Origin of the sequence: Chryseobacterium sp., from assembly GCF_022712095.1 — a bacterium.
Classification (GTDB): domain Bacteria; phylum Bacteroidota; class Bacteroidia; order Flavobacteriales; family Weeksellaceae; genus Chryseobacterium.
The window spans coordinates 1-12,183 of sequence record NZ_JALAHD010000040.1 but is presented as its reverse complement, the minus strand read 5'-3'; the positions used below and the strand labels follow the sequence as shown (position 1 = coordinate 12,183).

General features: G+C 35.0%; 11 protein-coding genes. 4 read left to right on the top strand and 7 right to left on the bottom strand.

The window, feature by feature from the left end; genetic code table 11:
- Window positions 1–19 precede the first annotated feature (19 nt).
- Window positions 20–1,621, top strand: coding sequence for a gliding motility lipoprotein GldJ (gene gldJ / locus Q0A18_RS02125; RefSeq protein ID WP_292008521.1), 1,602 nt, complete (start codon window positions 20–22; stop codon window positions 1,619–1,621).
- Between the two features lie 63 nt (window positions 1,622–1,684).
- Entirely contained in the window at window positions 1,685–2,956 is a 1,272-nt protein-coding gene (gene murF / locus Q0A18_RS02120; protein WP_292008520.1) for a UDP-N-acetylmuramoyl-tripeptide--D-alanyl-D-alanine ligase, read from the top strand.
- On the opposite strand, the gene Q0A18_RS02115 is transcribed toward murF, so the two are convergent.
- The gene (locus Q0A18_RS02115; protein WP_363315937.1) at window positions 2,949–3,542 is read right to left on the bottom strand and encodes an NUDIX domain-containing protein; all 594 of its coding nucleotides are present in this window, start codon (window positions 3,540–3,542) and stop codon (window positions 2,949–2,951) included. The genes murF and Q0A18_RS02115 overlap by 8 nt on opposite strands.
- A 55-nt stretch (window positions 3,543–3,597) precedes the next feature.
- On the opposite strand from Q0A18_RS02115, the gene Q0A18_RS02110 reads away from it, so the two are divergent.
- Window positions 3,598–3,987, top strand: coding sequence for an SRPBCC family protein (locus Q0A18_RS02110; RefSeq protein ID WP_292008518.1), 390 nt, complete (start codon window positions 3,598–3,600; stop codon window positions 3,985–3,987).
- 197 nt (window positions 3,988–4,184) lie between these two features.
- Here the strand turns inward: Q0A18_RS02110 and Q0A18_RS02105 are convergent, their stop codons facing one another.
- From Q0A18_RS02105 to mdlD, 4 genes are all read right to left on the bottom strand, one after another.
- Window positions 4,185–5,231 (bottom strand): anhydro-N-acetylmuramic acid kinase, encoded by a 1,047-nt coding sequence (locus tag Q0A18_RS02105; protein WP_292008517.1) that lies wholly within the window; start codon window positions 5,229–5,231, stop codon window positions 4,185–4,187.
- Between the two features lie 9 nt (window positions 5,232–5,240).
- Window positions 5,241–5,828: an LPS export ABC transporter periplasmic protein LptC gene (gene lptC, locus Q0A18_RS02100; RefSeq protein WP_292008516.1), complete on the bottom strand. Its 588-nt coding sequence runs from the start codon at window positions 5,826–5,828 to the stop codon at window positions 5,241–5,243.
- A gap of 1 nt (window position 5,829) precedes the next feature.
- Complete coding sequence (locus tag Q0A18_RS02095; RefSeq protein ID WP_292008515.1) at window positions 5,830–7,113, bottom strand: hypothetical protein; 1,284 nt, start codon at window positions 7,111–7,113, stop codon at window positions 5,830–5,832.
- Window positions 7,114–7,311: 198 nt separating this feature from the next.
- Entirely contained in the window at window positions 7,312–8,631 is a 1,320-nt protein-coding gene (gene mdlD / locus Q0A18_RS02090; protein ID WP_292008514.1) for an NAD(P)-dependent benzaldehyde dehydrogenase MdlD, read from the bottom strand.
- Between the two features lie 209 nt (window positions 8,632–8,840).
- Here mdlD and Q0A18_RS02085 point away from each other — a divergent pair, with 209 nt between their 5' ends.
- Window positions 8,841–9,956 carry a DNA polymerase III subunit delta' gene (locus Q0A18_RS02085; RefSeq protein WP_292008513.1) on the top strand — a complete coding sequence of 372 codons (1,116 nt, stop codon included), beginning with the start codon at window positions 8,841–8,843 and terminating at the stop codon, window positions 9,954–9,956.
- Between the two features lie 31 nt (window positions 9,957–9,987).
- Here the strand turns inward: Q0A18_RS02085 and Q0A18_RS02080 are convergent, their stop codons facing one another.
- Together Q0A18_RS02080 and Q0A18_RS02075 are read right to left on the bottom strand one after the other, a co-directional pair.
- On the bottom strand, window positions 9,988–10,494 hold the full coding sequence (locus Q0A18_RS02080; RefSeq protein WP_292008512.1) for an ankyrin repeat domain-containing protein: 507 nt from the start codon (window positions 10,492–10,494) through the stop codon (window positions 9,988–9,990).
- Window positions 10,495–10,499: 5 nt separating this feature from the next.
- The gene (locus Q0A18_RS02075) at window positions 10,500–12,023 is read right to left on the bottom strand and encodes a catalase (RefSeq protein WP_292008511.1); all 1,524 of its coding nucleotides are present in this window, start codon (window positions 12,021–12,023) and stop codon (window positions 10,500–10,502) included.
- Between the last annotated feature and the right edge of the window lie 160 nt (window positions 12,024–12,183).

Sequence of the window (12,183 nt, the reverse complement as noted above, 5' to 3'; positions counted from 1 at the left end):
GAAAATATTTATATCGACTATGAAAAAACTAAAGTTGTTTTCATTAATAGCATTGAGTTCTACACTTGCATTAACCAGCTGTGGTGGTTCAGGTACTAGCAAAGGTGGCGGTACTAAAAAATTTGTCAGCAAGACAGGTTGGAAGCCAAACGAAAAACAGGGTTGGTTTTTTGCAGGAAAGCAACAGAAGCAAAAAGGTTGGCCTGGAATGGTATATGTAGAAGGTGGAACTTTTACAATGGGATTAGTGAAAGATGATGTTATGCACGATTGGAATAACTCGCCTAGAAGAATGCAGGTAAGTTCTTTCTTTATCGGAGAAACAGAGATTACTAATTATGAATACCGTGAATACCTTACATGGTTGAAGTATGTATTTCCTCCAAGTGATCCTAGTTTTAAGGAAATCTATACAGGAGCTTTACCTGATACCTTATTATGGGACAACAAATTATCCAGAAACGATTACAATGAAACTTATTTCCGTTCCCCTGAGTTCGACTATTATCCTGTGGTAGGAGTTTCCTGGACTCAAGCGAACAGATATTGCGAATGGCTTACAGATAGAGCTAATGAAAAAGCTTTAATGAATGCCGGTATTATCTCTAAAGATTTGTATATGAACGAATCTAATAATCAGGGAGGTACTGCATTTAATATGGATAAATTCAAGTCGAATGATCCTGAAATTCAAGGATATATAAATGAACAAAGAATGCAGCAAAGAACAGGTTTGAAAACTACAAACCAAAGGCTTCTTGCAGCAAACAGAGCCCCTGCAGCAGCTATGGTGCAAAAATTCAGACTTCCTACAGAAGTGGAATGGGAATATGCAGCTCTTGGTCTTGAAAAAAATAGAGAATATAACAGCTACCTAGGTAAAAAACCTGAAATTGAAAAATTGAGAGGTACCAAAGGAAGAGACAGAGGAATGTTCCTTGAAAACTTCAAAATGGGTAGAGGTGATTATTCAGGAATTGCAGGTTGGAAAAATGACGGTTCTGCAAGAACTTCAGATGTCAGACAATATCCATCCAATGATTTAGGAATCTATGGAATGTATGGTAACGTTGCAGAATGGACAGCGGATGTATACAGACCTATTATTGATGAAGATTATAGCGATTTCAACTACTACAGAGGAAATATGCCTCAGGCTATTGTAAGAAACGGAGACGGAACTTACAAAATGGTGGATGAAACCAATATCAAATATGATACTTTAGCCGACGGTAGATTGGTATATAGAAATTTACCTGGTCAGTTTGAAAGAGAAACTATCGCTGATTACAGAAATTATAGAGATGGTGACAGACAGTCGTCATTAGAATACTATAGAGCTTCAGACTCTGCGTCATCTTTCGACATGTATAATTCACCAAAATCCAGATTTATAGTGGACGCTAATGGTAGAGTAGTTATGCAGAGAGACACTAAAGAAAGAACTTCAGCTATTTCCAATGATATAAGAGTAGTAAAAGGTGGTTCTTGGCAGGATACAGCATACTGGTTGGATCCAGGTCAAAGAAGATATAAAAATCAAAATAAGGCTTACGGATGGGTTGGATTCCGTGTAGCACAAGATGCTAGAGCAAGCGACAAAAGCAGACCTCGAAGATAATATTTATCAAAATACTTATAAAAAACCTTCCGGAATTCCGGAAGGTTTTTTTATTTTTGAACTATGAATATAGAAGAATTTTACTCCTTATTTTTACAAGCTAATAAGGTTACAATCGATAGCCGTAAAATAGGTTTCAATGATATTTTTATGGCATTTTCAGGAGAAAACTTTAATGCTGCTACCCTTGCGCAAAAAGCAATAGCAGACGGAGCTCTGGCTGTAATTGTAGAGCAAAAGGACTATGAAGATAAAGAAAGAAATATATTCTATGTTCCCTCTACCTTAGGATTTTTGCAGGCATTGGCCGTCTATCATAGGAATCAGCTTAATATTCCCGTTATAGGGCTTACCGGAAGCAATGGTAAGACTACCACAAAAGAATTAATTCATGAGGTCCTTTCTCAAAAATTTAACGTCCAGTATACATTGGGAAATCTGAACAATCATATAGGAGTTCCTCTTACGATATTATCCATTAAGCCGGAACATGAAATAGCTGTTGTCGAAATGGGAGCCAATCATCAAAAAGAAATAGAATTGCTTTGTACTATCTCCCAACCGAATATTGGATATATAACTAATTTTGGAAAAGCTCATCTGGAAGGTTTTGGAGGTTTTGAAGGAGTAATTAAAGGAAAATCTGAATTGTATGATTACCTGAAAGCACATGAGGAAACTATTCTTGTTAATGAAAATGATCCAATCCAGATAGAAAAGACTGAACATTATCATCCGAAAATTACTTTTGGAAAAAATACTTCAAATTATAATTTTAGCCTATTTTCAGAAGAACATTTCGTGGGCTTAATGTATGGAGACGAGAAAGTAATATCAAAGCTTACGGGGGAATATAATTTTACTAATTTGTGTGCGGCTGTAAGTCTGGGACTTCATTTTGATATCGATTTTGATAAAATAAAGTTGGCCATTGAAAATTATGTACCGACCAATATGAGATCACAGATTGTAAAAAAAGAGAATACAACTTTAGTATTGGATACGTATAATGCTAATCCCAGCTCTATGGCAGTTTCATTAAAGAACTTCGTGACATTTGAGGGAAGCAAAACCATTATCATAGGTGATATGCTGGAGCTTGGTGAAGAGACTGAGAAAGAACATAAAAATATACTAGAGCTGGCTCAAAGCTTGAATTTTGATACTATTATAACAGTAGGAAAGAATTTTAAACACATTAATGCTTCCTCAACTTCTTTTGAAAGCACAGGTGAACTGATCGATTATTTGAAATTGAACAGGATTCAATCGGATAATGTTTTACTAAAAGGATCGAGAGGGATTTCTCTGGAAAAGGCTATTGATTTTATTTAGCCTTATTCCAAAATTCTTTTAAGATCAATTTGATATTTTTAAATGTATTCTGGAAAACTTCACTTTCTATTTGTGAGGTATTTTTCCAGGCGACTTCAGTAATACCTTCTTCTATCTGAGGCTTCGATGTGTCTTCTCCCTGAAAGTTCATGGCAAACCAGTGGGTACATTTTAAAATTTTATCACCGTTTCTTTCGATATAAATGTGGTAAGTGGTATTAATGAATTCACCGAGCTCTACATTGCTCAGATTTGTTTCTTCTTCAATTTCCCTGATGGCTGATTCTTCTCTTGATTCACCTTTTTCCATTTTACCTTTGGGAAGATCCCATTTGCCTAATCTTTTGATAAAAAGGATTTCTCCCAGACTGTTACTTACAATACCACCAGCAGCTTCTACGATTCTGAAAAGATTCTGAAATTCCTGCCATATTACCTCTATATTATCTCCAAAAATATTCAGTTCCTCCGTAGAGGTATTTTCTAAAAGATCCAATGCAATTTCTAAAGTAGTGGAACCTTCATAACTCAGCTTTTTTTCAATATTTTCAGGTTGCTTAGAGAGTAACAATTTTTTTTCGTTCACAAAAACTTTATACATATATTTGTAGGAGTTAAGAATTTAAATACAAAAATAAAAAATGAATTTAGAAGGACGAAAAATTATTGTCAATAAATCATCTAAGGAATTGACAGAATTGCTAAAATCACCTGAGAATTACAAGGAATTTATGCCGGACGGTCTTCAGAAGTTTGAAAGCAGAGAGGATGGATTTAAATTTGGATTACAGGGAATGCCTGAAATAGCTTTGAAAATAGATGAAGTTACTGATCAGAAAGCTGTTTTAAAATCTGCTAGCTCAAGTCTGGATTTTTCATTAACAGCAACTTTGAACCCTATCAGTGAAGATCAGACTGAAGTACAAATGCTTTTTGAAGGTAAGTTCAATCCATTCATCAAAATGATGGTAGAAAAACCTTTACAGAATTTTATCAATGCATTGACAGATAAAATAGAAGTTTACAAATAAGAGAAGCACTTGTAAAAGTGTATTCAGAATATAAAGAATCTCACCGATTAGATTGGCTGGGATTTTTTTATTTAGACTGAAGCTAAAGAATCTTTTATTATTAAATCTTTGGGTTAAAATTATGTTTGATGAATAATTTGACAAAACAGATTATATTATTAACCCCATATCAATTTAAAAAGATAGTTTGCGGTTCCTTATACTACAAGTCCAGAACTATGATCCTGAGAACTGCCGGTAGCAGAAGCTAAGACATTAATCTGATTATTCCATTTCAAGACCCCCATAAAGGCAAAAATTAAAGCTTCTTTGTAATCAATTATTTCGTGGTCAGGAATTATGATTTCGGCTGAAGTTTTCTCTCTTATCTTTTTGACTAAAAAAGAATTATAAGACCCACCTCCCGTGCATAAAACAGAATGTACTTTATTCTCATTGATCACTTTGGAAATCTGAAAACTTATATGCTCTGTAAATGTTCTCAATAGTTCCGAAATTTCCTTATCTTCCAATAAAGGAAAGATATATTGATTACACCATTCTACACCCAATGATTTCGGGTGAGGCTCACTGTAAAATGAAAGCAGATTCAATTGAGAAAGTAAGGTCTGGTCTATTTGTCCTGTTTTTGCAAGTTCCCCGTTATTGTCAAAACTGAGATTAAGTTTTTGAGCCAGTTTATTTAAAACAATATTTACCGGAGCAATATCGAAAGCTATCCTTTGGTTATTTTTCTTTAATGAAATATTGGAAAAGCCTCCTAGGTTAAGACAGGCATCGTATTGAGAAAACAGGAGTTCATCACCTATAGGAACAAGCGGTGCACCATTTCCACCCATCAGTACATCTTGAGATCTGAAGTCGTAAATAACAGGAAGTGTAGTTATAGCTTTTATTGCTCTGCCATCTCCGATCTGTAGGGTGAATTTTTTTTGAGGCTGATGAAATACCGTATGACCATGAGAAGCAATAAGATCGATGTCCTTTAATTGATGCTTGCTGATAAACTCATGAGTCGCTTTTCCAAGATAAAACCCATACTCGCTATTGAGTTCCAGTAAGTCTTCAGATGAAAGATGAATTGAATTTCTTAGTTTGTTTTCCCATTCAGTAGGGTAAGGAAGTGTCTGGGCATTTATTATTTCAAAAACCCACTTTTTATCGGTATTTTCAAACTTTGCATAGCAGACATCCAGTCCATCTAAACTGGTTCCGGACATTAATCCTATAGCGTGAAATACCATGATGAAATATTATTTTTTGGATTCAGATAATTTTGTAGTACTGAAGTTTCCTGAGTTATTAAAGAAAGTGTATTCGGAAAAATCATCCTTAGCAGTCATGCCGTTGGCTCCTACTAACGTAGATCCATCTTCCATTGTTACAAAAACCGTGTCTTTTGTATAGATTCTCTGCTTTTTCTGATCCCAGAAAATACTTTGCATTGCAAAACGCTGGCCTTCATTGGTGGTAATTCTTACATCACCTTTTGCTTCATAGAATTTCTTGGATTCAAAGATACGTGCATATTTAGCTGTAATCTTTCCCGGGATTTTAGGTTTTTTCTTATCGAAAAACTCTATATTAATTCCTTTGCGGGCAACTACATAAGGTGTATCAATTAGCTCATACTTTTCAATAATAGGGGCATATGCCCTCAAACTTACAAACCCGGAATCTCTCTGTACTATTTTAGCATTATTAATGATCTGTGAGGGAAAATTCTTACTCTGGTTTCCATTTTGTTTGGTAAGATCTTCTTCACAGGATGTAAATATAAAAAATATAGCACAACTAAAAAGATATGCTATATTTTTATATGATATGTTGAATAACTTCATTCTAGTTATATAAAGATTTTCTAAACCATTTATCAGCAAAATTGAAGCCTACTCGGAAGTTAATAAAATTCTGATTAATCAGATCATTTTTAAGTGTTCCCCGTTTTCCTACTTCCACACCTAGCTCAAGACCACTCATTCTTGTAATACTACTATTCTTGAACGGTAGGAGAACTCCAGCAGAAATACCGAATTTATTAATGTTAGTTCCGTATAATTGGATATTTCCTTTTTCATAGAAAGCACCATATCTGTATACTACACGAGAGAAATAACTTCTGAAGTTATTATAGTTTGGTAAATACCATCCTCCAGCAGAAATCCTGTAAGAATCCTGAAAATTGAATGTGTTTCCAAAATAAGAGATTGTTTCTCCTTTCTTATAATCCCCCTGTAAAGAAACAAACCAGTGGTTTTCACTACCATATCCCAAACCTAATGAAGCCTGAAGTGGTAAAAGGTTTTTGGAGTTTGTGCTTCTTTGTTCTATAATGGTTTGATTAGCTTTGGTTTCATCAGCATTAGCATAGGTATAGGTACTGTTTGTGTAATCCGTAGTCATGTTATGAGTATTCCCGAAAGTAGCTGTCGCTCCAATAGTGAACTTACGGTCTGTACGGGTATTTAAATTCTGGTAACTTGCCCCTAACGTAAAGTTGAAATTCTTGATACTGTTTTTTGTTTCATACCCATTAACCAATTCAGCATTATTAACAGCTGTTATCTCATTAACGTCATATAAATTTCCAAAATAGAAATTGGCTCTTGCTCCCACCGCTAATTGCTGATTGATTTTATATGAAATGGCAGCTTGGGCGGTATTAAGTGTTCCACTTCCTTTGAAACGGTTAGTATAAGCTATACCACTTTCAGACGTTTGAGTAGTAAGTACTTCATAACTCTTAGAGCTGTAAGGCTGATAAGAGATTCCCATTTTCATCTTTGGAGATAGCGGAAATGCTAAAGCGATATTGGATAAATAAGTAGAATGCTTGTTAGACTTCGTATTATTATAATCAGTTTTGAAGTAGTTATTTTCATTGGTAGCTTCCAGTTTAATACTTGTCAGCTCGAAATTGGAATTGTTTGCCGGGTTCGCAAAGTTGAAGTTGCTATTGAAATCACTTATATAAGCAGTTGAAATCCCCCCCATAGAAGTAGTTTCAATAGTATTATCATATTTTACATCCCCAATTCCGTAAGTAGCATATGGTGAGTTACTTAAACTCTGTGCATCTAGAAAATAACCAACTGATATGAATGATAGTACAAAGATTTTTTTCATTCTTTATTTTTAAAATAATGCGCAAATATCTTAAATATTAATGAATTGTAAAAATTATATGGGGTTAAAGTTTGTTAAGGGGTTTTATTGAAAAGAGGAATGTAAATTTTTCTCAATTGAAGATTAATTATATTATACAAAGAAAGACTGCCCTTAAAGAAGACAGTCTTGTTTATCATTATATAAAATTGTATATAATTATTTTACCTGAAGTACGGAACGGATATGGCTGAAATTTTCAAAACTGAATTTTCCATGGTATTTGCCCATTCCTGATGTCCCTACACCACCAAAAGGTAAAAAATGAGAACCTACATGGATGATCGTACTGTTAATCTCTGCATCACCACTTGTTGTCTGCCTCAAAACGTAATCTGCCAGTTCTTGGTTTTCCGTAAAGACATACAATGCTAAAGGTTTAGGCCTTTTATTGATTTCTTCCAAGGCATTATTGATATCCTGATAAGCCAAAATAGGAAGAATGGGACCAAAGATCTCCTGTTGCATAACCTGATCATTCCAGGTTACATTATCCATTAAAGTAGCTTCGAAATGGCGGGTTTCAAGATCATAGTTTCCTCCATAAATTACTTTTTCAGGAGCGGCATCCAGATAACCTGTAAGATGTTTAATCTGGTTCTGGCTTACAATTTTCCCGATTTTCCCTAAAGAAGAACCTTCATAAGTAGCCTTGATATAGGCTTTGAACTTTTCAATAAAATTATCTTTTACAGATTCGTGAATGTAAATATAATCCGGAGCAACACAAGTCTGGCCGCAGTTAATCCATTTTCCATAAGAGATTCTTTCTACCGCTTTATCCAAGTCTGCATCTTTATGGACAATAGTTGGAGACTTTCCTCCCAATTCTAAAGTCAATGGGATTAATTGCTCAGCAGCAGCTTTCATTACAATTTTTCCTACATTGGGACTTCCTGTAAAGAATATATAATCAAAAGGAAGACTTAATAAAAGTGTATTTTCTTCGACAGCTCCCTGAATAACTGCTACATAGGATTCATCAAAAGATGCTTTTATGATCTCTTCAAGAACCCGGGCAACGTGAGGTGTATTTTCTGACGGCTTTAAAATAGCTGTATTTCCGGCGATTAAAGCTCCGATAAGTGGGCTGAATGTTAACTGAACCGGATAATTGAATGGTCCGATTATATAACTGACTCCGTATGGTTCATAAGTAATTTTACTCAAAACTTCCGCTCCTGACGGGTGTGGCTTTGAATGTACAGGACTAGGTTGTGCCCATTCATCAATATTTTCCAACAGGTAATCAAGTTCGCTGATCACAATTTGGATTTCCACATATTCAGATTCTTTTCTGCTTTTTCCCAAATCAATATCTAAAGCTTTACAAAGATCGTCCGTGTGCTGTACAAAAATTTCACGGAACTTTCTTAACTGAGCTTTTCTGAATTCAATGTCTTTTGTTTGATTCGTTTTGAAGAAAGCTTTCTGTTGCTCAAATATTCTTCTTATTTTTTGCTCTAAATTTTTTTCCATTAGTTTATTGATTTTAATTGAAAATTATAAAAATAGTTGAATATTTTTTGAAATTTTCCAATACAAATATATTCCTAAAATTAAGTTTTACAGGCAGAAAATTATTGATGCTTTCTATAATTTGGCAAGTAAATAATAGGACTTTGCAGTTTTATATATTTTAAGCAGACTTAATTTATAAATTGAAATAAGATTTTTATATTTGGAACATGAATTGGGAGAATATTGCCGGACAGGAAAATCTAAAAAAACTACTCAAGGATAGTATTGCTGAAAACAGAGTGAGTCATGCTCAGCTTTTCGTAGGAAAAGAAGGGTATGGTACCTTGCCTTTGGCTTTGGCGTATGCCAGAGAAATACTTAAAGATGAAAATGAACATGCCGCTGCCAAAGTAGAACATTTAAACCATCTGGATTTACATTTTAGTTTTCCGGTGTATACGGATAATAAAAACTCTCTGAGTAAAAATAAATTTGAGGAATTCAGGGAAATGATTCTTCAATCTCCTTACGCCAGTTATGATGACTGGACAGCTTTCTTAGATTCTGAAAATAAGCAGCTGTTTATTTCTGCTGATGAGATTGATGATCAGAACCAAAAATTTTCTCTTAAAAGTTATGAGGGAGGAACTAAGATTTTAATTGTTTGGAGAGCTGATAAGATGAATGTATCCGCTTCGAATAAATTCCTTAAGTTTTTGGAAGAGCCTCCTGCAAAAACCATTATTCTGCTTACTGCTGAAAATACCAACGATATACTTCCTACCATTCTTTCGAGAACACAGGTGGTGGAAGTTCCGAGAATTCAGGATGAAGATCTGCAGGCATATCTTCAAAAAGAATATAATACTACGGAAGAAAAATCCCGTGAAATTGTTCATGAAGCTCAGGGAAATCTTAATGAGGCCATTAAACTGCTGAAGTCAGGGAGTAGTCATCAGGATTTTGAGAAACTGTTTATTCAGTGGGTGAGGGATGCTTTTCAGGTAAAGAAAAAGCCGGAGTTTCTTAAGAATATTATTTTTTGGGCAAGAGAAATTGCCGGATGGAACCGGGAAAGACAGAAAAACTTTTTGGATTACTGTTCGGAAATTTTCAGATTAGCTCTTTTGCAAAACTATCAATCAGAAGAACTGGTTTATAAAAAGATCAATGCAAATGGTTTTAATTGGGAAAGCTTTTCCAGATTTATAAGCGGAGCAAATATTGAAAGTATTTTAGAAGAGATCAATACTGCGGACCTGCACCTGACAAGAAATGGAAACCCTAAGATTATTTGGACGGATCTCGGAATTAAACTTTCCAGGTATATTCATAAAAACTAAGACCTGCATAAAGCAAGGTCTCAGTAATAGTTTATTTTTCCAAAAGCCTTATAGCCTCTTCATTGCCCTGCATGATAGCATGCTGTAAGGCAGTATTTCCTCTGTTGTCCTTCATGCTTTTATCCGCACCATTTTCCAGCAAAAGCTTGAGTATTTCGGGTTTTCCAAAAACAGAGGCATAAATAAGTGCTGTGGCATCATTATAATTTTTCACATTTACTCCGGCTTTATAAGAAAGCAGGAGCTGGACCATATTATAGTATCCTTTAAAAGTCGCACCTATCAATGCTGTATTCCCGTTATTATCTTGTAAATCCGGTTCTGCCCCGTTTTCCAGCAGCCATTTTGCTGCCTCATAACTGTTGTTGTAAACAGCCAGAATTAAAGGCGTGTAGCCCTGATCATTCTTTTTGTTGATATCAGCTTTAAATTTGGAAATTTCAGTGACATTATTGGCTCGGGCGTAAGAAAATATATCCTGTGCTTTTACCGAATAAAATGTAAGCAGGAATAAAAATGAAGAGATTATATATTTCATAATAATTATTTAGAAGATATTAAAGCTTCAAGCTGAGTACGATCCATTTTTACATAAGCTGCAAGACGTTTTCCATATTCAGCATCCGCCTGATAGAAATGAGAAATCATTTTAGCAACGACTTTTTTATCCTTAGTCGCATTCAAAGCATCACCCAGATTCTTTATCAGGTTATCCTGATCCTTTTTTGAGAAAGAACGGTATAGTTCCCCGGCTTGCTTAAAATTATTTTCCTTGTCTATTACAGCTTGTGTAATGGTAGCTCCTGCTGGTATAATGGTTTGAGAGTATTTGAATTTTTTATTGTCTACTACTTCAGGTTTGCTTGTAGCTGGTTGATAGTTAACATCTCCTTTTTGAGGTCTTATGGACATATATCCATTCTGATTATAAGTAGTTACCGTATTTTTTGCTGCATTTACAGGTAATTGCTGGAAGTTTCCACCGATTCTGTGACGTTGGGTATCTGCATAGGAGAATAACCTTCCCTGTAGCAATTTATCTTCTGAAGGTTCAATTCCCGGAACTAATGTACTTGGTGCAAAAGCAGCCTGTTCTACGTCCTGGAAATAATTGTCCACATTTTTATTAAGAGTCATAGTACCTACCTTTACTGATTTAGCAACAGATTCAGGCCAGATCTTGGTAACATCTACAGGATTGAAATCCAGTTTGTCAAAATCTTCTCTTTTCAGCATTTGTACATAAAGATCCCACTTTGGGAAATTTTTGTTTTGAATAGCATTGTACAGATCTAAAGTAGCATGCTCTATCTGGGTAGATTGTATTTTATTAGCCTCTTCCTGAGTTAAATTTCTTTTCCCTTGGCGAGGAACCCATTTGTATTTTACATAGGTAACTTCACCTTTGGAATTGACCCATTTGTAAGCATGAACCCCATTTCCCTGCATTTCTCTGTAGTTGGCAGGAATACCATAATCAGAGAATAACCATGTTAGCATATGGGTAGACTCCGGAAGGTTAGAGAAAAAATCAAAAACCCTGTTAGGATCAGATGCCGCATTAGTAATAGGTGAAGGTTTAAATGCATGAACCATATCGGGAAACTTCATGGCATCTCGGATAAAGAATACGGGTAAATTGTTTCCTACCAGATCATAATTTCCCTGATTAGTGTAAAACTTTACGGCAAAACCACGTGGGTCTCTATACGTTTCCGGTGAACCCTGTTGATGAATTACCATGGAAAACCTTACCACAAGTGGTGTTTTTTTACCGGCCTGTGATAAAAAATCGGCCATGGTGACATCAGAAAAATCAGCGTCAGCAACAAATTCTCCATAAGCACCAGCACCTCTTGCATGGACCACTCTTTCAGGGATTCTCTCTCTGTCAAATGCTGCAAGTTTTTCGATTAAATGAAAGTCTTCCAATAAGACAGGGCCGTTGTTTCCTACCGTTTTTGAATTCTGATTGTCTCCTACAGGCGCTCCTGTATTAGTTGTCAGTTGTTGTGCATTCATCACAATACCAGTAAGTAAACCTAGAATAATACTGCTTTTTCTCATAAATTATCTTTTTAATGTAATTATTTTTCAGGGCAAATATAGGCTGACAGGCCGGCGATTCCGAGGAAATAAAATCGATTTATGTGATTTATAATGTCTATTGATTTGATTTTATTTAATTGATAAATTTTATAATTGTTTAAAAAAATATAACCTGATG

Bases quoted from the DNA above. Each gene is read 5' to 3' on its own strand.
- mdlD (WP_292008514.1), bottom strand. From the start codon at position 8,631: ATGGAAAAAAATTTAGAGCAAAAAATAAGAAGAATATTTGAGCAACAG.
- Q0A18_RS02085 (WP_292008513.1), top strand. From the start codon at position 8,841: ATGAATTGGGAGAATATTGCCGGACAGGAAAATCTAAAAAAACTACTC.
- Q0A18_RS02080 (WP_292008512.1), bottom strand. From the start codon at position 10,494: ATGAAATATATAATCTCTTCATTTTTATTCCTGCTTACATTTTATTCG.
- murF (WP_292008520.1), top strand. From the start codon at position 1,685: ATGAATATAGAAGAATTTTACTCCTTATTTTTACAAGCTAATAAGGTT.
- Q0A18_RS02110 (WP_292008518.1), top strand. From the start codon at position 3,598: ATGAATTTAGAAGGACGAAAAATTATTGTCAATAAATCATCTAAGGAA.
- lptC (WP_292008516.1), bottom strand. From the start codon at position 5,828: ATGAAGTTATTCAACATATCATATAAAAATATAGCATATCTTTTTAGT.
- gldJ (WP_292008521.1), top strand. From the start codon at position 20: ATGAAAAAACTAAAGTTGTTTTCATTAATAGCATTGAGTTCTACACTT.
- Q0A18_RS02105 (WP_292008517.1), bottom strand. From the start codon at position 5,231: ATGGTATTTCACGCTATAGGATTAATGTCCGGAACCAGTTTAGATGGA.
- Q0A18_RS02095 (WP_292008515.1), bottom strand. From the start codon at position 7,113: ATGAAAAAAATCTTTGTACTATCATTCATATCAGTTGGTTATTTTCTA.
- Q0A18_RS02075 (WP_292008511.1), bottom strand. From the start codon at position 12,023: ATGAGAAAAAGCAGTATTATTCTAGGTTTACTTACTGGTATTGTGATG.